Origin of the sequence: Phenylobacterium sp., from assembly GCF_037968635.1 — a bacterium.
Taxonomy (GTDB): Bacteria; Pseudomonadota; Alphaproteobacteria; order Caulobacterales; family Caulobacteraceae; genus Phenylobacterium.
Genome location: NZ_JBBKVV010000057.1, coordinates 1 through 20,928 on the forward strand (window position 1 = coordinate 1; position 20,928 = coordinate 20,928).

A 20,928-nucleotide genomic window follows, 5' to 3' on the forward strand; every position below is an offset into this window, starting at 1 on the left:
CCCGAATCCGCGCCGGCGCGCGCATCGGTCCTGGCCCGCGCCAGCGCGGCGCGCAGCACCCGGGTCGGCGGCCTGCCCTTTCCGCCCGTGGCCGGGATCGGGGTCGTGATCGCCGCGATCGTTGTGGCGGCCCTGCTGCTGTTTCGCCGCGAGGCGCCCGAGTCGGAGCAGGCTCCCGTCCCCGCCCCCGAGGCGCCTGGCTCGCAGGCCGCGGCGTCCATGCCCGCCGCGATCACTGGGCCTGCTGCGGTTGCGCCACCGACGACGACGACGGTTCTAGCAGCCAGGGCCGCGCCCCCGGATGCGTCCCGTCGGGCCGAGCCCGTTGTCGAGCCCCTCGCCCCGATCACGCCGCCGCCCCTGGCCGCGCCGCCGATCGTCATCGCGACACCGCCACAGCCGCCGCGCGCGGCGGCGCCGCTGCCGACCGATCCTGAGATCCCGATGACCACCCGGCTGCCCGGGCCGCAATAGGGCCTAGGGCGCGATGACCCGCAGGGTCTCGGGGTCGAAGATCTGAATCTCACTGCCGACGTCGGCATAGACCACAAGGTCCGGATGGCCGGGCATGCTCTGGAAATAGCGGTTCCCGGCGGCGGACACCCCCAGGGCGCCGCAGGGAGGGTCCCCGGGCTCCAGCGCCTGGCTGGCCTCCCAGGCGGCCTTGGCGGCCCCCGTGGGCTCGAGCACGAAGCGGCCCTTGCCCTTGTCGTCATAGCCCTGGGCCGGAGCCAGGGCGCAGGTCGCGGTGTGGAGGCCGGGTGACGCCGCGCGGATCGCCGGCAGGATCGCCTCCAGCGGCGCGTCAGCCGGCTTGGCGAAGATGCGCACCACGGGTCGCCGTTCGGACGGCGAGCCGACATAGACCAACTGGAATCCCGGCAGGTCGTCGTCGGCCTCGATATGGCCGCCGCCTTGCTCCGGCCCGCAGGCGAAGGCCTGCATGGCGAACTTGGCGCCCCTCACCTCCTGCCAGACGCAGGCCGCGAACTCCGGCGCCGACTTCAGGGCCGAGACCCGGGCCTCAACGGCCGGCGCGGGCGTGGCGGCGGGTTTCTGAGGCGCGCAGGCGCTCATCAGGGCCAAGCCGCAAAATCCAAGAACCAGACGCATCCACACCCCCCCGTATCCCAAGGGCCAATCATTGGCGCGATCCCCCACACGCGCAAGGTCGTGACCTGACCCGAGGTGGGAGAAGGCGCCGCCCTTGGTCAAAGCCCCGTGACCGCGGCATTCTGGGCGGCCCTGACGGTGCTTGTCGCCGCCGCGGCGCTCCAAAGGTCCCGTCGCCTGTCCGCGATCTGATCGTCAGCTCGTCACGACGCTTGGCGCCGAAGGATCCCGGCAGCGAACTAACCGAAGACCTTGCTTGGCGTGGTGGACACGTCGCCGCGCCAGGGGGACTCAACGGTGATGACGCCGGCCGCCATTCGCGACACGCAGACGCAAATCTTGCGGCCCGCCTCGTGCTGGCCCTCGCTGAGGAAGACGTCGCGGTGGTCGACGTCGCCCTCGAAGGCGATCACGTCCAGGGCGCATAGGCCGCACTCGCCGCGCCGGCAATCGGCCAGGACCGGGACGCCGGCATCGGCCAGGGCGTCGAGCATGGAGCGCGTCTCCGGCACCTGGACCTCGACCCCGAGACGCGGCACCCGCACGGTGAAGCTCCCATTGGGGTAGCGCCCGCCGGACCCGAAGGTTTCGAAACGCAGACGCGCCGGAGACCGGCCGGCCTGCGCCCAGGCCGCCTTGGCCGCTTCGAGCATCGGGACCGGACCGCAGACATAGGCCTGGGCGTCGGGAGCCAGGGCCGAGAAGGCCGCGGAAAGGTCCGCGGGGCCGCCAGCCTCGTCGTCGGCATGGACGGTCAGGCGCTCACCCAGGGCCGCGTGCAGCTCGTCGAGGTAGGCCATGTCGCCGCGGCTGCGCCCCGCATAGATCATCGAGACCGGAGCTCCGCGCCGCGCGAGCCCGCCGGCCATCGCGACGATGGGGGTCACCCCGATCCCGCCAGCGATCAGCATGTAGGGGGTCGGCTCCAGCGACAGTTCGAAGCTGTTCGAGGGCGGCGTGACCTTCAGCCGGGCGCCGGGCGCCAGCGACCACATGTAGCGCGAACCGCCGCGCGAGCGGACTTCACCCTTGACCGCAATGCGGCAGACCGGCCCCGCGCCCTCGCCCACCAGGGAATAGGACCGGGTGTCAGGCCGACCGTCGATCAGCACCTCGACATCAACGTGGGCGCCAGGAGGATGGGCGCCGGTCCAGGGCGTTTGCAGGGTCAGCTCACGGATCGAAGGGGTCAGGTCGCGGACCGCCGTGACAACGACGGTGTCCCATTGGTCGACATAGCGCATGGGCGGGTCCTTCAGGCGCGGCGCGGTGCGATGAGGGCCGCCCCGCGCACATGGCGCAGGGCGTCCTGGTCGTGCATGGCCAGTTCCAGGTGGCGTCGGGCCAGGCGGGCGTGCTCGCGCATGATCATTTCGGCGCGCGCTCCCTCCCGGTTCTCGATGGCTTCGACGACGCAGCGATGCTGGTCCTGGGCGATCGTGAGGATGTGGTGGGCCTGGGGCTGGATCGCCTGGACCATGACGAAGCCGCTCGGCGAGGCGAACGGCAGAGCGTAGGCGCGTGCGATCTGCCGCGCCAGCATCGGACTGTCGGCCAGCGCGGTCAGGGCGTGGTGGAAGCGCTCGTTCAGCTCCACATAGCGCTCGAAGTCGGCGAGGGTCAGTCGCGCGGCGCCGATCACGGTGTCGATTTCGGTGAGGCAGCCCTTCAAAGGGGTGAGGCGCTCGGGCTCCACCCCTTTCTCCGCAGCCAGGCGTGCCGCTAGGCCCTCCAGCACGCCGCGCAGTTCGATGGCCTCATTGACCTCCTGTTCGGAGAAGGCGCGCACCGCGTAGCCTCCCGATGGGTTCGCCTCGACCAGCCCCTCCTCCTGGAGCTGGACCAGCGCGGCGCGCACCGGTGTGCGCGAGACGCCGAGGCGATCCACGATCGCCAGTTCCTGCAGGCGCTGGCCGGGCGCGAGGTCGCCGCTCAGGATCAGGTCGCGCAGCTGCAACAGAGCCGAGACTGTCTGCGACACGCGCCTACTCCGCCGCCATCGCCGTCTGCGGCTGCTCCGCCTCGACCATGCGGTCGATCAGGCGCCGGGCCCACATCGCTCCGGCGTCGATATTGAGGTTGTAGAAGACGTGGTCGGGATGGTCGTCGATGGCCCGCTGCTGCGCCTCGACGATGGCCTCGTCCTCGGCGAACACCTTGGTGATCGCGTCGCGGATCTGGGTGGTCACCTTCTGCTCGCCCAGCTGGTAGTCGCGGACGTTGGCCCAGAAGTAGTGGCAGGTCTTCTCGGTGGCCGGCGTGATGGTGTTGATCACCACCATGCTGACGCCCTGGCTGCGGTCGCCCTGCGGCGCGCCCGTGCCGGCTGGGGCGACGCCCACGTCGATGGCCACCGTGCAGGGCGCCTCGAACCGGATGATCTGCCAGCGGTCCACATTGCCCGGCTTGCCCAGTTGTTGGCGCCAGAACGGCGGGGGCTCGATGTCGATCATCCAGCGGGTGACCATGGCGGTCTTGTCGCCGCTGGTGACATCGAAGGGCGCCTCAGCCACGGCGTCGTTCCCGATGCTGGAGCTGTGGATGTAGGTCTCGTGCGTCAGGTCCATCAGGTTGTCGACGATCAGCCGGTAGTCGCACTTGGCGTGGATCACCTTGCCGTCGCCGGTCCAGGCCGGGTCATGGTTCCAGTGCAGGTCGGGGACCAGGGCGGGATCGGCCAGGGCCGGGTCGCCAGCCCAGATCCACACGAACCGGTGCTTCTCCACCAGCGGAAAGCTACGCACGCAGGCCGAGGGATTGATCGTCTCCTGCGACGGCATCCGCACGCAGCGGCCATGAGCATTGAATACAAGCCCGTGATAGCCACACTGGACGTCGTCGCCGCGCAACTTGCCCATGGAGAGCGGCAGAAGCCGGTGCCAGCAGGCGTCCTCCAGGCACGCGGCCTCGCCATTCTCCTTGCGATACAACACGATCTTTCTATTGCAGATGGTCCGCGGCAGTAGTTCACGCTTGACCTCTGCGTCCCAGGCGGCGGCATACCAGGCGTTCAGCGGGAAGGTCGGGCGGGCGGTCATGTGGGGAATATCCAGAGCTATTGTATACAATCCATCCCAGCGACGTGCGCCTGTCAAGCGCCGGCGGTCGGGTCGGAGGGGAATTTCAGGCCGTGTCAGGGCTGGGCTTCAGCCCGCCGCTCGGCCACGCACTCGGCCTTGAGGACCTCCTTGCGCACCTTGCCGGAGCCGGTGCGGGGCAGGCTGTCCACAAGCTTGACCAGACGCGGGGCCTTGTAGTCGGCGAGACGCCCACGGCAGTGCGCCATCACCGCGTCCGCCGTCACCGATGCGCCGGAGACGGCCACCACGTGGGTCACGCCGGTCTCGCCCCAGCGCGCGTCGGGCGCACCGACCACGGCCACCTCGGAGACGCCTTCCAGCTCCAGGACCGCGGCCTCGGCCGGATAGACGTTCTCGCCACCCGAGATGAGCATGTCCTTCCGGCGGTCCACCAGGCAGTGGAAGCCTTCGGTGTCGCGACGGACAGCATCGCCGGTCTTCAGCCAGCCGTCGCTGAACGTCTCGGCGGTGGCGTCGGGCGGCCCCAATAGCCGGCTCCTCCCGGATCATCTGCGCCATCTGCGGCACGCAGAAATATTGGGTGACCCCGAGCTCGGGATCCGACAGGCGGCGCAGCGTCTCGCCAGGCTCGAAGCACGGCGAGATCAGCAGGGTTGCGCCGACATGCAGCGTGGTCCGGCAGACCGCGGAGAGCCCGACCGTGCGGAACATCAACGCGTCGCAAAGGAAGGTCGAGCGGGAGTGGGGGCTAGACCCCGCCCCTCGCCACCCTGAAGGCGCGGGGCGAGCGGCCCACGACCTTGGCGAAGAAGCGTGAGAAATAGGCCGGGTCCTCGAATCCAAGATGATAGGCCACCTCGGCGATGGTCATGTTCGAGTAGAGCAGCGCGCGCTTGGCCTCCAGCGTCACCCAGTGCGGGTCGCCGCTCGAGAAAAATGAAGCTCTTCGGCGACGGCCAGAAAATAACGAAGATGGCGAAGTTCCATGGGCGCTCACTCGGCCGCCGAGTCCGCCTATCGGACGGCGCTTTTCTGCAAAGGTTGATCCTGCTTGCGAGGATCACCTCCTAGATCGCCGCGATGTTCAGCTTAAGACCGAGCAGAGGGTTGGCGCGTCTGTCAGTTCGGCGGCCAAGCGCCGTCCATTGCCCGCCCTACCTCGCGGGCCTCGCCTCGCCTTAGAACGACCGCGTAGATGTGGTGGTCTTCACCGAGAAGGTTCCAGCTTGGTCGCTACCGCCCAACCTGGCGGCGGAAGGATTGGTGTCCGGTGGCGAGGTGGGCTCCGTTTAGCGAGGATAGATAGGCGATGATGGCAGCGCGATCTGCAGCGGAGCCAACAGGGGCGGCGAGCATCGCATTTCCTGGCACTTTGCCTGCGGGATTTGAGAGGTACTCGTCAAGCTCGACGCGGCTCCAGGTCAGCCCGGTGTTCTGAAGCGCGCGGGAATAGCGGAATCCCGGCGCCGACCCCGCCTTGCGTCCAACGACGCCAAAGAGGTTCGGGCCCATTCCGTTCGCGCCAGACGGGGAGACGGGATGGCAGCCTGCACACGCCGCGAAGGCGCGAGGCGGCGGGCCGGCGTCTGCAGGGCCAGCGGCAAACGGGCTAAGCATTGCAGCGAGCACGAGGGGGAGTTGCGCTGCTTGGCGCAGGTTCGAGGAGATCATGGGCGTTCGGGATGGCTGCTCGTTGGCGTCCTCAGGCGGCGCCGATGCTTCGTTGCGTCGCTCAAGGGAAATTTGCGGAGAGCGCCGACCTCATCGGCGGCGAAGGGCTGCGCGCCCGCCGGAGGGCCTTTCGGATCGAAGTCGCCGACGATGTAGTTCAGGACGTCGGCGAGGCGCACGTCGGACAGAAACGATTGGGCCACGCCTGGCACCTGAACCAGATAGGCCCGGCCATCACGCGACCAAAGATACGACCCGACCTGGCCCTTCAGCGTCGGTACGAAGCCTGGCTGGCCTGACCCGTCATCCCTATGACATCCACCGCAGTGAAGCCGGTAGTCGAAGCGCGCGCGATCCGTGACCGGGAAATTCATCTGAGGGCGCGGGGCCGGTTCTCCTGCATGACCGACGACTGGGCAAGCGGCCAGCGCCGCCCAGCACGCGGCCTTGAGATGCGGACGAAACTGCAACCTACTGGTCCGCCAGCGACATCACACGCGAGACCGTGCAGTGGTATGTCGGCGAGACGCCGCCGTAGCACCAGGTTACGGAGTTTGCGCGCTGCGGCTGGTAGCGCGGCGTGTCGCCTTCGTTCCGGTTGCAGAAGCACTGTCCGCAGTTCTGGGAACCGCAGCAGTCGTTGTATGACACGACGTAGCTCTTGCCGTCCGCTGGATTCTTGCAGGTCCCAACCCAAGCGATAGGTGAAGGCTGCGTGCCCGGCGGACAGGTGCTTGCGGTCCCGCCGCAGCAACTGCAGAGCGATCCATCGACGGCGCAGTAGGCCCAGTAGTCGCAGCTCTTCTCGTCGTCCCACTTGCCATCGTGGGGCGCGAGCGTCTGGGCCGCCACGCGAGAGACCGGCAGTAGCGGGAGCGCCACCGCGCCGGTCATGAGAACGCCCAGGCGAGCGAGCGCGCCTCTACGCGAAGTCCGACTTGCCAGGTGCGACGACGTTTTGAGGAAGAACTTGTCGAACGAGTCCATGAGTGCCGATTATCTCCGCCTAATACTGAAGGTCGCCGGTTCTGATATCGGCGCGTCAGCGAGAAAATCCTGTATTGAGGCCACGCCCATGCGATGCGCCTCGAGTAGACTTTCGATGTGCTCACGGGTGTTCACCAGACCTTGGGCTGCTACGACGCCGTCGGACGCGATCAGGACCGCGTAAGGCAGTCTCCCGATCTCGAACGCCATCCCGAGTTCGCGAGACAGCACGTAGGGGTAGTTGTCCAACCCCTTTTCGGTGCGAAAGCGCCGCTGCTTTTCAAGGTCGCCGTCGCTCGCGAACACCAAGCGAAGGCTGGGATCACTCCGCGCAATGGACTTGGCAACGGGCAGGAGCGAGCCACAGACTTGGCAGTCCGGCGACACAAACATCAGGAGGGTGCTGCGGCCATCAGCGGCCGGCTCACCAATCGGGACCATGCCGCCCTCCAGGCTCTCAAGACGAAAGCTCGGGCTGGCCTCGCCGACCTTCGCGCCCTTGCTGAGCATCAGGGCGCCCGCGGGTCCAAGGCGCTGGTGCAGGACGCCGATTTGGCGCGCCAAGCCCAGCAGGCCAACAAGCAGGCCAAGAATCGCAGCCCACTGCGCGACGAGCACGCCCGTCAAGACGCTGGTCATGAGCGTGCCTCTCTGAGGTTCGAGGCGTTGGCGAGCAGCGCCGTGAAGATTGCGTAGAAGGACAACACGATAGCGGCCGTCAGGATGGCCCCCGCACCGCCAAGGATCGTCAGGCGATGTTCGCCGCCGGCCTCAGCGGCGAGCCAACCCAGCGCGGCGAGCAACAGATTGCGCAACACCAGTCCAAGGCTCACCGGTTGGCGTGAAACGCCCCAGGAACAGCCGCAATCCACATCGGTGCGACCGTGGACCAGCAGAGCCGCCATGAGCAGGGCGTACCCGACGAACAGCCCGGCGGCCGCGTAGGCGCCACCTGACTGTCCGGGCGCACAGAGCCAGATCGCCACAACCGCTTCCGCCGCCAGGACCGTGTTCGATGCGAAAGCGACCGGGAGTCGCCGCAGGGGCCCGGACCCGAGGTAGCCGGCGACGGCGGCGCGGAACTCGCCCGCCTGGCGCAGCTTCTGCCATGTGCTGATCGCAAGGATTCCAGCAAGACCCAGGCGCAGCCCGGCCACAAGCGAGGGGTCCAGGGTCATGCCGATGGCTCGACCGGCTGCATGATGAGAGGGGTGACCCCACCGCGCAATGTGCGGATTTGAGCGCCGGTATCGGGGTCCAGGACCAGGACATCCGTGAGCCCAAGGGTCGAAACGTAGAGGTAGGGATGCCCATCCTGGCTTATCGCCACCGCCTCGCTCGGGCGGGGCAGGGTCAGGCGCTTCAGCACTTTGTGGCTCGCCAGGTCGAGGACCCAGACCTCGCTGCCATACTGCCGGTGATAGTCGATACCGCCGCCCTTTGGCTCAAGCGGACCACGGTGCATGAGTATGTAGAGCCGGTTCGTGCTGCGATGGATCGCGAAGTTCTGCATGATCTGCGCCGGAACGGCGGGCGGCCCGTCGGGCGCGGGCTCCGGCGTCCAGACCGGCAACGGCCGGAATCCGCCGGAGGAGATGTCGATCGTTTGGATGGCGCCCTTTTGTGAGACCAGGGTCCAGGCGTCGCCCTGGCGGACCCCGGTTCCATGCAGAGGATCGCCGTTGGGATCGAACAGGCCCTTGTGCGGAACCCTCGTGAGCTCCCTGCCCCGTTCGTCCAGGCGAACCTCAAGGGCTGAGCCATCACCGCAAAGCATCATGAAACGGCGGTCGCCCAACGCCATCACATGGGCGCATCCCGCGCTTTCGATTTCGCCGACATACTTGCGGGCGCGCAGATCGACAACACCGATGCTCGACGCCGGCGTGAAGAACTGCACCAGCAGGAACCGGTCGTCGTCCGTGACCGCGCTGTGGTTCAGGTTGGGCCAACCGCGGATCATCTTCGGGGGGATGATCACCTCACCCAGGCGCCCAAGGGTCTTGCGGTCGAATATCTCCAGCGCGTCGACGCGCTCCCCGTGAAATCCCCTGCTCATGAAGAGGCCGAGATTGTAGAAGACCTTCGGATCGCGGGGGAAATCCAGCTTAATCCCCTCCCAGCCGGTATCGACCGTGCCCAGCCAGTCCCCCGTCTCCGCGTTCACCAGGATCGCCCGGGCGTAGAGACCTCCGGCGTAATCCTGGAGCCAGACCCAGTGCTCGCCGACCTTCTGTGTCGGCAACGTCTCCGTGCGAAGCGGAGGGTTGAGCACCGGGGGGGCAGCCTGTGCGCCGCTCAGGCCCGAACCGCAGAGTGCGATAACGGACGCGAAAATCGTCAGGTTTCGACTGCGCAGCATCCCTTGGTCCCACTATCTCGGTTCACATAAAGTAGGTTCGACCCACCCAAAAAATTGGACTTGCCGAGCCGCAGCATCATACATCCGTCGAAGGATGTAAATGGGTCAATTGACCTATTATAGGCTCTCAGGATTGATCAAGATCAGTCAGACGCGCGGGCGCCTCGCTGACATCGGCGACGGCCATCTCGCCCAGCACGCCAAGGACGGCTGTGGTGGCTTCGAGTAGAATTTCGTCGGACGTCGAGGTCAGTCTTCGATCTTGAGCAGGACCCGGCCCTGCTTTCCCCGGGTCTCGAACCGGTCGAAAGCCTGATCCGCCTGAGACAGGGGGAAGCGACTGTCTATCGCGGGGCGCAGGGCTCCGAGCGCGGCGAGCTCGATGAGCCGGCGCAGCTTGGCGGGCGTCGTTGTCAACATCATCAGGTAGCCCGCGCGACGAGACGAGAAGGCCGCGCGCACGAAGCCTCCGAGGTCCGCAAGCGGGTTTGTCCCCACATACATCCCCCCGCGCGCCAGGAAAGGGGCGCTGGCCGCGAAGGATTCCTTGCAAGGAACATCCACCACGACGTCGAACAGGTCACCGGTCTTGAAGTTCGGCTCCGTCTCGTAGGCTCGCACGGCGTTAGCGCCCATGGACTTCATCCAGGCCGCGTTGCGCTCGGAGCAAACGACCGTGACATGCGCGCCTTGATGCTTGGCTAGCTGCAGAGTGTAGACGCCCACGCCGCCGGCTGCGCCAATGATCAGCACCCGCTTACCAGGTGACACCGGCGCCAGCCTCTCCAGGATCTCGACTGCGGTGAGGCCCATCACGACCAGGGCGGCCGCGTCATCCAGCGACCAGCTCTGCGGGATCACCTCGATGTCAGTCTCATCGACGCAGACCTGGCCGGCGTGGGTGCGGGGGCCCGACAACACATTGACATAGCCGATCACCCGGTCGCCGGCCTTGATTCGCCCACCGTCGCTGCGGGCTATTCCAGCGAACTCGAAGCCGGTGACCACGGGGCCGCGCTTGAGGAAGGCCTTGACGTTCTTGGCCCACAGGCCGGCGCGCACTTGGACGTCCATCTCGTTGACGGCCGAGACCTTGACCTCGACCAGGACCTGCCCGCGACCGGGGATCGGGGCGGGCGCCTGAGCCACCGCCATCTTGCCGGGCTCCGGCGACTGGATCAGGGCGCGGATGGTCTTGGGCATGACTCAGGCCTCCGCGGTCGCCAGGACGGGCGCTGCTTCCACGGCGTCCATGGGGTGGTGCTCGATGCGCACGCCGAATGCCTGGAACCGGGAGATGGCCTGGTCGGCGGAGACCAGCGCTTCGGGCCCGCACAGGCCACCTTCGGCCCGAGGGCGGCCGTCGAGACCGAGCACACGTTCGGCAATCACCAACACGCCCACGGCGGTGAGTTGAGCTTGGCCGCGGGGGTCCGAGATGACCGTCCTCACGCGCCCGCGGCGGCCCGACAGGAGCACGCCCGTCATGTCGATGTAGATGTCATGGGAAGCCACGCCTCCCGCCTGAGTCCCCAGCGAGTCGCCGACCGCAAGGTCGAAGCGAACGTCCGCCGCCCCGGTCATCGCAGCCAGGCTCGCCACGTCCAGCACACCCATCGGCAGCGCGTCGAACCCGGACTGGTCACGGCGCGACACGTGGCGGCCGTTTGGTTCTGGATCGACCCACAACCAGGCTCCGGCCCGGCGCAGCAGTGCGCGGCCGAAGAAGCCTTCGCTGTCACCTGCGGTCATGGGCCCGATAGGGTCCAGCGAGTCGTAGAGCGCCGCCGTCTCGACGGTCTCAATGTGGGCGAAGCTCTCGGCCGCCTTCATGGCGACCAGGGTCATGACACCCGCCTGCCAGTGTCCAAGCATGACGATGGGGCGGCGAGGCCTCGCGTCGCGGGTGGCGAACAGCACCGGGCCGAGTTCGTCGCAGGTCTTGGTGATGCCGATGTGAGCCACCCCCGCGCGCAGGGCGGCGTCGATCAGTGCGTCAGCAGGGTCCTTCAACGCCGAGATAATCAGGTCGATAGCCCCCAGATCAGCCAAGGCCGGTCCCGGATTGGCCACGTCGAGCCGAATGGCGCGGGCGTGACCGAGTTCCTGGGCCAGAGGCTCCCCCAGCTCGGGATTGCGGCCGGCCAGAAGCAGTTCGGCGTCGTGGCCCGCCGCGCGGATATGGCGAGCGATGTGGCCGCCAACCAAGCCGTAGCCGCCGGCAATGAGGATGCGCAGGGTCATGGGAGTCCTTTCGTCGGGGAGGTCAGAGCGCGAGCGCCATGCGAAGTTCGCTGGGAAAGCCGTGATCTCGGGTCAGCTCGGGCGAGACGGTCTCTACGACCGTGCGCAAGCCCATGGCCCGGTAGAACTTCACGGCGGGGTTGTCGGATAGGACGTCGAGCTGAAGCTCGCGCCGTCCGCGGGCGCGGGCCCGCTCGATCGCCGCCGTCAGGAGTCGCGCCCCGACGCCACGTCCGCGATGCCTCGGTTGAACCGAGAGCGCGTGCAGGTAATAGACGCTGCGCGGCAGATGGGCGTTGAGATAACGCGCCTTGCGGGCTCGCGTGGCGAGGCCGGCCGTCGCCGTCGCATCCACATCTCCGCTTGCGACGAGGTCCGAGATCACCTTGGCGAGGTTCTGTTGGAAGATCTGGAAGTCGGGCCCATCGAAGCCGATTTCCAGTCCCAGCAGCTCCGAGCCGTCCGTAGCCAGCGTTGCGACGGAAGCCGAAAAGAGCGTGTCCCGCGTACGCCAGGAAGCCAGGATCAGGGCCTCGAACAATCGGCCATCCGTCCCGAACTGGTAGTCGTAGCTGACTGGACCTGTGGCGCGAATGAGGTCGGGGACAAGGGGCGCGAACCTCAAGATATCAGCGGCGGAGGCCGGCGCGACGCACATCGCTTGTTCGTCCATCTTCGTCCTCGGTGTACATATTACGTTTGGTAGGTTACGGATCGTAGGAAACATATGGATCGATCCACGTCAACTATTTAGGTCAGTTGACACATTTTATGGGAGGAACTGGTGTCGCCCTCAAGACGGCTGCCGAAGGATCAGCGCCGCGCGCAACTGCTGCACACGGCTGCGGCTATCATCCGGTCGGAGGGCACCGATGCTTTGACGCTCGCCACCCTGGCGGAGCGGGCCGGGGTGACCAAACCGATCGCCTATGGTCACTTCGGGACACGCGCGGGTCTGCTCATTGCGCTCTACCAACAATACGAGCAGCGCCAGGCCGAGGCTGTGGGCATGGCCTTGCAGACCCAGGCGCGGACGCTCGATGACGCGGCCCGCATCCTCGCCGCGGCGCACGTGGATTGTGTCCTGTCCAGCGGCCCCGAGTTCGGAGCCGTCGCCGCAGCGCTTTCGGGAACCGAGGAGATGGAAGGCTTCCGTCAGGCCTTGCGCCAGGGCTACGCCGCCCAGTACCGCAGCGCTCTGACGCCCTTTGCGGGCTCATCCGTCCGGCTCGACAAGGGGCTGTTCGTAGGACTGCTGGGCGCGGCCGATGCTCTGTCGCAGGACGCGGCGGCGGGGCGGTTGTCGCGATTGCAGGCGGTGGATGCGCTCACGAGATTGATCGTAGCGGCGCTTGGCGAGACCGCGACGACCTAGATCAGGCGCTGGCTAGCACGAGGCAGGTCTCGCGGATCTCTTTCTCAAATCCGGCCAGGGTGGTTCGCCGCGGCTTGCCGGCTCCGCGCAGCAGTGAGGCGCCCTCCAGCAGCGAGACGATCAATCCGGCGCGCCGTTGGGCCACGGCGCGTCCGATCGTGGGGCTAAGGTCCAGGATCAACTCCGTCACCCGGCGCATGAACTGGTCATAGAAGGTGTCCATGACCGGTGAGACCGTCGGCTCGCGCACGGACATGGCCCAGAGTTCCCAGAACAAGGCGCAGCGCGCCTCCGTCTCCTGGTCCCTCAGCACGTAGTCGATGGCCTGCAGAAAGCGCGTCTTAGGCTTCGCGGCTGGCCTCTCGATCAAGGCGTCAAGCTCAGCCGTGCTACGGTCGAACTCACGGACCATCATCGCTTGCAGGAGGGCTTCCTTACTCGGGAAGTAGTACTGCAGGTTGCTGAGGGAAATCTCGGTCAGTTCGGCGATCCGCCGCAGGGTGAAGCCGGAATAGCCGTCGTCGATGATGACGCTCACAGCCGCGTCGAGGATCTCCTGGACGCGTTGCTGTCCCTTCGCCCGCACAGCCGTCCCCGGCCGGCCCGGCCGAGGTGCGTCGGATACTCGCTTCGGCTGGCGCATGCAGTGTTTCCGGTTGCAACATGGATACGGAGGAGCCGGGGGAGCGGCTCCTCCGCGGACCCTCAGTAACGCCAAGCGAAGCTGACGCCAAATTGGCGAGGGGGTCCTATCTCAGCGATCTTCAGGTCAAAGGCGGTCGCCAGCGTGTCGATGCCGTGCGCCAGATAGGCCTTGTCCGTCAGATTCTTGCCGTAGGCCGTGATCGTCCACCGCCCGTCATGGGACTCGTACGCCGCCGACGCGTTGACGAGACCATATGATCCCGTCGACAGATCGGGATCGTTGAACGGCGTGAAGAATACATTGCTGCTGTAGACATAGTTCCCGTGCAATCGGACCGTCCCGCGCTCAAGCTCGTGACGCCAGTCCGCGTTGAGGGAAAGGGTGTTGCGCGGGGCGCGGCTCAGGCGATTGCCCGACAGGTCCAGGCCGCCGAAGAGGAAGCGGTCGTAGGTTGCGTCGAGGTAGGCGTAGTTCAGCTGCAGATCGACAGATGGAATGGGCCGGGCCGTCAGCTCCAGTTCCGCGCCGGTCACCTTGGCTTTCGCGGCGTTGGTGACCTGAACCACGGGCACCCCGCCGCCGGTGTCGATGGGCGCGAACACCTGCAGGTTGGTGTAATCGTAGGTGAAGGCGGCGATGTTGGCGCGCAGACGCCCGTTCCAGGTCGTGGCCTTCAACCCGACCTCGTAGGCGGTGATCTCCTCAGGTCGGAAGAATGTGCGCGCCGCGACGGGATCGGCGGGAAAGTTGTTGAAGCCTCCGCTCTTGAAGCCCTTGGTGAGGCTGGCATAGGCCAGCACGTCAGAGCTCGCCTGGTACTCGATGACGACGCGCGGCGAGAAGTTGTCGAACGAGGTCTTGGCCGTGGCCAGTGGCACGAAATTGATGGCCGGCGCGCCGTCCTGAGGCCGGAAGGTCCTCTGCAGGGAAAGCTTTTTGGTCTCATCGGTGTAGCGCGCACCGGCGGTCAGTTTCAGTTGCTCGGTGAGCCGGTAACTGAGCTCGCCGAAGGCCGCGAAGCTGTTGGTGCGGGTCCTGGCGTGGGTGACCTCGTCCGGCAGCTCGAAGAAGGGAAGCAGGAACTGGTCGTGGCTGCGCCCCTCATCCGTCAACAGGTAGACCCCCGCGATCCACTCCAGCGGTGACTCGCCCGGTGTCGATACCAAGCGGAGCTCCTGGGTGAGTTGTTTGGTGTCCTGAGCGACGTCCAGATGCACCACCGGAAACGGCGTGGAGTCGTAGTCTTCGGTATAGCGGATCTTGGTTTTCCGGTACCCAGAGACGGAGACCAGATGCGCAAAGCCCGCATCCCAATCGAGGGTGGCCGATCCACCCACCATGTCGCGACGAATCGCTGCGTTCTCGAAGTCGTAGTCGCCCGTGAAGCGATCGGAGCTCTCGGAATTGAGTCCGAAGAGCGTGCCGCCGACCACCTCCTTGAAGCTGCTGCTGGGCCGGTCGCGCAGATAGTCGAGGCTGAAGGTGGCCTCCAGACTTTCCGTTGGCGTCAGCACCAGCTGGCCACGGCCGCCTAGGCTGTCCTCGTCGTTCAGCTTGCGTCCGCTCGAGGAGTCGTGCGTCCAGCCGTCGCGCGCCTTGTAGCTGCCCGAGAACTTGGCGAAGGCGTTGTCCGTCAGCGGACCACTTAACAGGCCCCGCACGCTGCGCTGGTTGAAATTGCCATAGCCAAACTCGAGTCCTGCCTTGAGGTTTGGACCGGGGCGCGCGGTTTCGATCTTCACAGCCCCGCCATTGGTGTTGCGGCCATAAAGCGTCCCCTGCGGACCGCGAAGCACCTCGATACGGTCCAGGTCGAAGAGGTCGAACATCGCCGAGGACGCGCGCCCCATATAGACGCCATCGAGATAGACGCCCACCGCGCCCTCCGAGGTGATGCCGTCGTCATTGGAGCCAATGCCGCGAATGAAGACCTGCGGCGACAAGGTCGAATAGGCCGACAGATAGAGGCCGGGAATCGTGCCCGAAAGTTCGGAAAGCTCGGTGATCGCGCCAGTATCCAACGCCTCGGCCGTCATGGCGGTTACCGCCAGCGGCGTCTTCTGCAGGCTCTCGCTGCGGTGCTGCGCGGTTATCACCACCTCCTCTAGCTGGCCGGTGGCTTCTTGTGCTGCGGCCGCGCCCGCGAACGCGCTCAGCGCTCCCCCCATCGCGATCAGCCTGAGCCGAACTCTCGTATGTTTCATCGCCACTGTCTCCCCGTGGACCCTGCGCTCCCAATTTCTGCGCGATGGTGTAAATGTGTCATACGACCTAAAAAGTAAAGACCGGTCGTTGACAGATGGGCGTTATGGGGATGATTTCCGGGTAGTTGTCATTTCAATAGGTCGATGGACCAACTTCTCTGACGTAATGATCCTGTTGAACCGTGCGCCGACTCGGCGGGGACTGCCGGGAACGGCGCCGGGCAAGGGATTTTCTACTGGCATGCCGCGCGACGGTTCGCCGGCACGGGTGGCGGGGCGGGCAGCGTGATGCATTCCGCGCAAGTGTTGAGGCGTTCGCAGTGCTCGACGTTTCGACCTACGCGATCGTCAGGAACGACAAGGCTCGCCCCAACACCTGATGGCGAGCGCCGATCCGCAGCTCACCACGATGGCGTCCTCGATGATCGCTGCGCTCATCGATGCCGCGCCTAGTGTGACGCAAACCAAGGGGGAGACCATGAAACCCAGCATCGCCTATCGCGCCTGCCAGATCGCCGCGGCGGCGCTCGTCGTCAACTACGTCGCGACGGTTCGCAACATCGCGCTGGGCGACTTCGATCATGTTGGATTGGCGCTCCCGATGGTGCGGATGGAGGCGGTCGGCAACGGCCTCTCCGCAATCGGATGGGCCGTGGTGCTTGGGGTGTCCTTCACGAGCCAAGCTGCGGCCTGGTCGAAGCTGGCCTATCCGCTGGCGGGGATGCTGCTGTTCGACGTCCTCACCACCTGGCCGCTCGATATGCCCTTGCCGCCCGGCTTCCTGTGGTGGGGATCGGCAGGAGTTGCGGCACAGGTGCTGATCGGCTTGACCCTCGAACGCGGCGCCCGCGCCGCGGCGCAAACTTGAGTCGCGGAGAATGAATATGAAGTGGCGTTGGACTTTCCTGTGGCCGGTCCTTGACGTTCCTCTACTCCGCGAATTCGGTCTGGCAGGGGGACTTCGCGGATACGGACTTGGCCCCATCGACCCTGATGATGCACGTGACCGCCAACGCGCTTGAGGGTGCGGGTTGGCTAGTGGTGCTGATGACGTCGCGCAGGGTCCCGCGACTTGCGGGCCGGCTCGGCCTGTTGCTTATCCTGTCGGATCGAAAGCCGGTACCTGAAGGCGCCAGCGCTCTGTGAAGGGCCAGTATCCGAGCGGCCGAGACTAATCGATAGGGGAAGGGTTCGGTCCCTCACCGCCGACTTGAGCAGTGTTGGGCCCCCGCGCGGCCGGTGTAGATGTTCGACCCGGAGCCACTGTCGTGACTGACGTCCATGCGCGGTTCAACTCTGCCGATGCCGATAGCATCCAAAGCTGGCGGTTGGAGCGACTCGTGGCGGACGAGGTGATGCGATGTCGGCAGGGCACGGCTGTTCGACAAGACCATGGCCCCCAACCTCGACGACCCCCTCAATCGCCGGTCCTGTCCGACGACGCGCAAACACCATTGGGATCGCCTGCGGCGCCTCGTACTTGATGGCTGAACCGCCCCCGGCGCTTCGGCGGCTGTCGCCTCTCCGAGCAGCGCACCTCGATATTTTCTACCTTAGCGCCACGGAGCTCAGAACCATCTGCGAAGGCCGCTTGATGGTTGCAGGTTGGTTGCAGTAGCGATGCAGTCCGAACATCCGCCGACGACGGCCAGCAGATGTATTTGAAAAAGCGAGAAGAAATTGGCGCGCCCGGAACGATTCGAACGTCCGACCCTCAGATTCGTAGTTCTAGTCCGAACCATTTCCACCAGTTTCGGCTAGTTCCGGACTCTTCCTAACCTACTGTAGTTCATGGTTTTTCTCTGCCTCTGACTTGACGGCGATTCCGCGCTCTTCCAGATTGGTGGAACCCCGGTGGAACCCCGAAAAGGGAATGAGAGCCAATGCCGACGAGCCATCTCACGAAGACAGCGGTCGCTGATGCGACGGTGAGACCCCAGCGCTACGACCTATTCGACACGAAGCTGAAGGGATTTGGCGTCCGGATCACACCAAACGGCGTGAAGACCTTTTTCGTCGTCTATCGCCCCGGCGACGGTGGGCGAACCGCCGCGAAGAAGCGCTACACAATCGGTCGTTTCGGAACCCTAACCGTTGAAGAGGCGAGGAGCGCGGCACAGGTCTACCTGGCTAACGTCCGATTGGGAGCCGATCCCGCAACGGATCGGAACACGCGCCGCGCCACCATCACAGTTCAGGAGTTGGCCGATCGCTTCCTTCAGGCGCACGTGGAGGCGAAGCGAAAAGCCACGACCGCCGCGCTCTATTCGGACATTCTCAATCGGATAGTCCTGCCAAGATTCGGCAAGGCAAAGGTGGATGGACTCACGCGCGCCGACCTCGCACAGCTACACGCGGACTGTGCAGAGACGCCCTTTCAGGCCAACCGGATGCTCGCCGTCGTTGGCTCCATGTATGGCGTCGGCGCGAAACTCGGCTTCGTTCCGGAGGGCTACAACCCGGCGAAGGGAATTGATCGATATCCGGAGCACGGTCGCGAACGCTATCTCGGGACGAAAGAGGTCGAGAGGCTGTTGGAAGTGATCCAAGTTGCCGAGGACGAAGGGCTGGCGTGGGAAACCCAGGACGATCAGGGCGGCGCGAAACATTTGCCAACGAACCCTGACGACCGTCGAACGAAGCTAAGCCCCCATGCCGCCGCAGCTCTCCGGCTCTTGATCTACACGGGCGCTCGGCTTCGCGAAATCCTGCATCTGCGTTGGTCCGAAGTCGATCTCGAACGCGGAACGCTTTTCCTTTCGGACTCCAAGACTGGGCGTAAGCCGATCATGCTCAACGATGCGGCCGCGACGATCCTGAGAGACCTTAAGCAGGTGGGAACCTACGTGATCCCTGGCGATGATCCGAAGCACCCAAGGCACGATCTGAAACGACCGTGGGCCGCCGTATCGAAGGCAGCCGGCCTAGAAGGCGTGCGGTTACATGACCTCCGGCATACGTTCGCGAGCTTTGCAGCCGCGAGCGGCCTTAGCCTCCCGATCATCGGCAGGCTATTGGGCCACACAAATGCAAAGACGACGCAGCGATATGCCCACTTGTCAGACGCCGCTTTGAGGCTGGCGACCGAAGCCATCGGAACCGCAATTCAGGGCAAGGCGAAGACACCCAAGCCCAAACCCGCGAACGACGACCTCAAACCCGGCGCGCAAAAGCGGTCGCGATGACGCCTGACGACCTTCCGTCAGATGATGAACTGCATCGCCGGATCGTTCAGCGGTACGGCGACGCGGTTGGTCGTGCGTCAGGCCCACCGATCATCACCGACATTCGAATTGGCACAAAGCCGCCAGCGCCATGGAAACGTGCGGCGCTCTTTGCCGTCAATGATCATCGCGCCGCAGGCGTGACCATCACGGGAGCGCTGCGCGCGGCCTACGATGCTCACGGCGTTACCCTTCAGGGTGGATCGTCCCTCGCAAGCTTCAAACGGAGCTACGAACGCTTTCGCAAAACCGATCTCCGCGATCACTTCTATGCATCGGTCCTAGATGGTGACCTGAACGAAGCCATTGCCGCTTTGAAGTTCTGTCACGACGAAACTCGCGACGAGATTTGGCACGACTTAAATGGAGATTTGCCGCCTCCCCCTCCCCGATAGGGCAGGCCAAAACGTCCGTCAGATGTCCCCACATGGAGGTGGATTCCGATGGATACCCAAAGCCCCGGCGAGCTGCGCCCCCTGCCCTCAGACCCCGAAACCCTGATTACCCGCCGCGACGTGCCGCTGTACGTCCCCGTGGCGTCTCAGACCCTCGCCAAGCTGGCCGTCATAGGCGGGGGGCCTCGCTACGTGCGGGTGGGCCGCAGGGCCGCCTACCGGGCTGGTGATCTCAAGACCTGGCTGGACAGCCGCAGCCGCCTGAACACGTCCTCCTGTCATGGACTGTGATCGGGAACTGAGCCCCGATGACCTGACTCGCATCAAACGGCTGTTCACCGACCGGACTGCTGGGATAGATCACGACGACTATGCAGGTCTATCAACGGCGCTGATGGAAGCGTTCAAGGAGCATGGGCGACAGCTCGTTTACTGCGAAGGTGAATTTCGGTGTTTCAATTCCGAACGCGGCGTCTTTGCGCGCGTTGCCGATCTCGAAATCCAGGACTTAGCTCTCGACCTCATCCACAAACGCGGCGGCACGGTCAGCAGGCTTCTTAGTGGGATGAAGAGCCGCGCATATGTAGCGCGGTCGTTCTTCGATGTCGGTCGGAAGGCCTACACGTGTATCGATGTCACCATCGTCCTGGACCTTGAAGACAGGGACGATCCGATCAAAGTCGAACGGCATTCATCCCGCTTCCGCACCCTGGTCGCAGCTCCGGTCACGTACCAATACGGCGAAGGGGCGAAAGACGACCTCAATCAGTTTCTCGAAGAGACCATTCCCGATCCAATAGCGCGCGAACGGCTCTTTGAACTCGTCGGCTTTGCGCTCCTGGGTGAAGGCGCACGCGCACAGATGATGTTGATGCTCTTGGGAGAGGGAGCAAACGGTAAGAGCGTTCTGATCAACCTGATCGGCGGACTGTTTCCGACAAGTCAGAGAACAAGCGTTTCCCCTGACGAACTTACGACGGACTACGGGCGAGCTGCCCTTGATGGCTCTCGGCTGAACTCGCTATCCGAGCTCGACAGCCTTTCTAAGAACGAACTGAAGTGGCTGAAGGCTGCAATCGGCGGCGATGAAATGAATGCGCGTCGCGTTGGCGGCAATGGGTCCACGCTGAAGCCCCAGGCGCTCCACATCGTGGCGACAAACGAAATCCCGAGGCTGGGCAAGGCCACCGTAGCACTCGAACGCCGCATCATGATGATCCGTACACCCAATATCGTACCGGAAGACCGCCGAGACCCGTTCCTTGTTGAGAAGTTGCGTCACGCATTGCCAGAACTTCTCCGGATGTGTCTCGACGCCGCTGAGCGGGCTCTTCGTCGTCATTGGGAAGGTGTCGAACGCTTTCCTCAGTCGGCGCAGATGATTTCGGACGCCAAATTGCTCTTCGGGGCAGACTCTATTGAGGACTTCATTACTAGACGCCTTGTCGTCACGTTAGATGATGACGACCGCATACACTCGCCGCTCCTCTACACGCTGTATGTTGAGCACTGTGCGGAGATCACCGCCGTTCCAAAAACGGCAGTGCAACTTCGCGCGGCTTTGGGTCGCCGGAACGTCGAGGTGAGGAAGTCGAACGGTTACCACTATCTGCTCGGTATCAGACTGATCGATGCGGAAGGGGGCGAAGGGGGTAAAGGGATAGGG

The 20,928-nt window shown here is 65.1% G+C and carries 22 protein-coding genes and 2 pseudogenes; 7 read left to right on the forward strand and 17 right to left on the reverse strand.

Features of this window, described 5'->3' with window-relative positions; all coding sequences use genetic code 11:
• On the forward strand, positions 1–474 hold a 474-nt coding region (locus tag AAC997_RS06080), incomplete at its 5' end, for a hypothetical protein (RefSeq protein ID WP_340644794.1).
• Between the two features lie 3 nt (positions 475–477).
• Here AAC997_RS06080 and AAC997_RS06085 read toward each other — a convergent pair.
• From AAC997_RS06085 to AAC997_RS06155, 15 genes and pseudogenes are all read right to left on the reverse strand, one after another.
• The gene (locus AAC997_RS06085) at positions 478–1,113 is read right to left on the reverse strand and encodes a hypothetical protein (RefSeq protein WP_340644795.1); all 636 of its coding nucleotides are present in this window, start codon (positions 1,111–1,113) and stop codon (positions 478–480) included.
• A 239-nt stretch (positions 1,114–1,352) separates the two neighbouring features.
• Entirely contained in the window at positions 1,353–2,357 is a 1,005-nt protein-coding gene (locus AAC997_RS06090) for a PDR/VanB family oxidoreductase (protein ID WP_340644796.1), read from the reverse strand.
• Between the two features lie 11 nt (positions 2,358–2,368).
• Entirely contained in the window at positions 2,369–3,094 is a 726-nt protein-coding gene (locus AAC997_RS06095) for a GntR family transcriptional regulator (protein WP_340644797.1), read from the reverse strand.
• A gap of 4 nt (positions 3,095–3,098) precedes the next feature.
• A complete protein-coding gene (locus AAC997_RS06100; protein WP_340644798.1) occupies positions 3,099–4,151 on the reverse strand; it encodes an aromatic ring-hydroxylating dioxygenase subunit alpha in 1,053 nt (350 codons plus the stop codon).
• Between the two features lie 95 nt (positions 4,152–4,246).
• Positions 4,247–4,681, reverse strand: coding sequence for a hypothetical protein (locus tag AAC997_RS06105; protein WP_340644799.1), 435 nt, complete (start codon positions 4,679–4,681; stop codon positions 4,247–4,249).
• A 221-nt stretch (positions 4,682–4,902) separates the two neighbouring features.
• Positions 4,903–5,064: pseudogene (locus AAC997_RS06110) on the reverse strand (helix-turn-helix domain-containing protein); the annotation flags it as partial.
• Positions 5,064–5,141, reverse strand: a pseudogene (locus tag AAC997_RS06115) (LysR family transcriptional regulator); the annotation flags it as partial. The pseudogenes AAC997_RS06115 and AAC997_RS06110, both read right to left, overlap by 1 nt.
• Positions 5,142–5,821: 680 nt before the next feature.
• Entirely contained in the window at positions 5,822–6,295 is a 474-nt protein-coding gene (locus AAC997_RS06120; RefSeq protein WP_340644800.1) for a cytochrome c, read from the reverse strand.
• Position 6,296: 1 nt separating this feature from the next.
• Positions 6,297–6,812 carry a methylamine dehydrogenase light chain gene (locus AAC997_RS06125; protein WP_340644801.1) on the reverse strand — a complete coding sequence of 172 codons (516 nt, stop codon included), beginning with the start codon at positions 6,810–6,812 and terminating at the stop codon, positions 6,297–6,299.
• Between the two features lie 9 nt (positions 6,813–6,821).
• Positions 6,822–7,451 carry a methylamine dehydrogenase accessory protein MauD gene (gene mauD, locus AAC997_RS06130; RefSeq protein ID WP_340644802.1) on the reverse strand — a complete coding sequence of 210 codons (630 nt, stop codon included), beginning with the start codon at positions 7,449–7,451 and terminating at the stop codon, positions 6,822–6,824.
• A complete protein-coding gene (locus AAC997_RS06135) occupies positions 7,448–7,990 on the reverse strand; it encodes a MauE/DoxX family redox-associated membrane protein (protein WP_340644803.1) in 543 nt (180 codons plus the stop codon). Before AAC997_RS06135 ends, mauD begins: the two co-directional genes overlap by 4 nt.
• Entirely contained in the window at positions 7,987–9,174 is a 1,188-nt protein-coding gene (locus AAC997_RS06140) for an amine dehydrogenase large subunit (protein ID WP_340644805.1), read from the reverse strand. Before AAC997_RS06140 ends, AAC997_RS06135 begins: the two co-directional genes overlap by 4 nt.
• 249 nt (positions 9,175–9,423) lie before the next feature.
• Positions 9,424–10,377, reverse strand: coding sequence for an NAD(P)-dependent alcohol dehydrogenase (locus AAC997_RS06145; protein WP_340644806.1), 954 nt, complete (start codon positions 10,375–10,377; stop codon positions 9,424–9,426).
• Between the two features lie 3 nt (positions 10,378–10,380).
• Complete coding sequence (locus AAC997_RS06150) at positions 10,381–11,418, reverse strand: hypothetical protein (protein WP_340644807.1); 1,038 nt, start codon at positions 11,416–11,418, stop codon at positions 10,381–10,383.
• Between the two features lie 22 nt (positions 11,419–11,440).
• A complete protein-coding gene (locus AAC997_RS06155; protein WP_340644808.1) occupies positions 11,441–11,959 on the reverse strand; it encodes a GNAT family N-acetyltransferase in 519 nt (172 codons plus the stop codon).
• A 243-nt stretch (positions 11,960–12,202) separates the two neighbouring features.
• Between AAC997_RS06155 and AAC997_RS06160 the strand changes: the two genes are divergently transcribed.
• The gene (locus AAC997_RS06160) at positions 12,203–12,793 is read left to right on the forward strand and encodes a TetR/AcrR family transcriptional regulator (protein ID WP_340644809.1); all 591 of its coding nucleotides are present in this window, start codon (positions 12,203–12,205) and stop codon (positions 12,791–12,793) included.
• Position 12,794: 1 nt separating this feature from the next.
• Here AAC997_RS06160 and AAC997_RS06165 read toward each other — a convergent pair whose 3' ends face one another.
• Together AAC997_RS06165 and AAC997_RS06170 are read right to left on the reverse strand one after the other, a co-directional pair.
• On the reverse strand, positions 12,795–13,436 hold the full coding sequence (locus AAC997_RS06165) for a TetR/AcrR family transcriptional regulator (RefSeq protein WP_340644810.1): 642 nt from the start codon (positions 13,434–13,436) through the stop codon (positions 12,795–12,797).
• A 62-nt stretch (positions 13,437–13,498) separates the two neighbouring features.
• Complete coding sequence (locus AAC997_RS06170) at positions 13,499–15,535, reverse strand: TonB-dependent receptor (RefSeq protein ID WP_340644811.1); 2,037 nt, start codon at positions 15,533–15,535, stop codon at positions 13,499–13,501.
• A gap of 487 nt (positions 15,536–16,022) precedes the next feature.
• Between AAC997_RS06170 and AAC997_RS06175 the strand changes: the two genes are divergently transcribed.
• The 5 genes from AAC997_RS06175 to AAC997_RS06195 all read left to right on the forward strand — a co-directional run.
• Positions 16,023–16,511 (forward strand): hypothetical protein, encoded by a 489-nt coding sequence (locus AAC997_RS06175; RefSeq protein WP_340644812.1) that lies wholly within the window; start codon positions 16,023–16,025, stop codon positions 16,509–16,511.
• Positions 16,512–17,526: 1,015 nt separating this feature from the next.
• Positions 17,527–18,828: a tyrosine-type recombinase/integrase gene (locus AAC997_RS06180; RefSeq protein WP_340644813.1), complete on the forward strand. Its 1,302-nt coding sequence runs from the start codon at positions 17,527–17,529 to the stop codon at positions 18,826–18,828.
• A complete protein-coding gene (locus tag AAC997_RS06185) occupies positions 18,825–19,262 on the forward strand; it encodes a hypothetical protein (protein ID WP_340644814.1) in 438 nt (145 codons plus the stop codon). Before AAC997_RS06180 ends, AAC997_RS06185 begins: the two co-directional genes overlap by 4 nt.
• A gap of 48 nt (positions 19,263–19,310) precedes the next feature.
• Positions 19,311–19,553, forward strand: coding sequence for a hypothetical protein (locus tag AAC997_RS06190; RefSeq protein WP_340644815.1), 243 nt, complete (start codon positions 19,311–19,313; stop codon positions 19,551–19,553).
• Positions 19,543–20,928 (forward strand): DUF5906 domain-containing protein (locus tag AAC997_RS06195; RefSeq protein ID WP_340644816.1); only part of this gene is annotated, 1,386 nt, incomplete at its 3' end. The genes AAC997_RS06190 and AAC997_RS06195, both read left to right, overlap by 11 nt.

Excerpts from the sequence above, each read along its gene's own strand:
- AAC997_RS06085 (WP_340644795.1), bottom strand. The coding sequence starts at position 1,113 with ATGCGTCTGGTTCTTGGATTTTGCGGCTTGGCCCTGATGAGCGCCTGC.
- AAC997_RS06090 (WP_340644796.1), bottom strand. The coding sequence starts at position 2,357 with ATGCGCTATGTCGACCAATGGGACACCGTCGTTGTCACGGCGGTCCGC.
- AAC997_RS06100 (WP_340644798.1), bottom strand. The coding sequence starts at position 4,151 with ATGACCGCCCGCCCGACCTTCCCGCTGAACGCCTGGTATGCCGCCGCC.
- AAC997_RS06125 (WP_340644801.1), bottom strand. The coding sequence starts at position 6,812 with ATGGACTCGTTCGACAAGTTCTTCCTCAAAACGTCGTCGCACCTGGCA.
- mauD (WP_340644802.1), bottom strand. The coding sequence starts at position 7,451 with ATGACCAGCGTCTTGACGGGCGTGCTCGTCGCGCAGTGGGCTGCGATT.
- AAC997_RS06135 (WP_340644803.1), bottom strand. The coding sequence starts at position 7,990 with ATGACCCTGGACCCCTCGCTTGTGGCCGGGCTGCGCCTGGGTCTTGCT.
- AAC997_RS06140 (WP_340644805.1), bottom strand. The coding sequence starts at position 9,174 with ATGCTGCGCAGTCGAAACCTGACGATTTTCGCGTCCGTTATCGCACTC.
- AAC997_RS06145 (WP_340644806.1), bottom strand. The coding sequence starts at position 10,377 with ATGCCCAAGACCATCCGCGCCCTGATCCAGTCGCCGGAGCCCGGCAAG.
- AAC997_RS06150 (WP_340644807.1), bottom strand. The coding sequence starts at position 11,418 with ATGACCCTGCGCATCCTCATTGCCGGCGGCTACGGCTTGGTTGGCGGC.
- AAC997_RS06165 (WP_340644810.1), bottom strand. The coding sequence starts at position 13,436 with ATGCGCCAGCCGAAGCGAGTATCCGACGCACCTCGGCCGGGCCGGCCG.
- AAC997_RS06175 (WP_340644812.1), top strand. The coding sequence starts at position 16,023 with ATGGCGAGCGCCGATCCGCAGCTCACCACGATGGCGTCCTCGATGATC.
- AAC997_RS06180 (WP_340644813.1), top strand. The coding sequence starts at position 17,527 with ATGCCGACGAGCCATCTCACGAAGACAGCGGTCGCTGATGCGACGGTG.
- AAC997_RS06185 (WP_340644814.1), top strand. The coding sequence starts at position 18,825 with ATGACGCCTGACGACCTTCCGTCAGATGATGAACTGCATCGCCGGATC.
- AAC997_RS06190 (WP_340644815.1), top strand. The coding sequence starts at position 19,311 with ATGGATACCCAAAGCCCCGGCGAGCTGCGCCCCCTGCCCTCAGACCCC.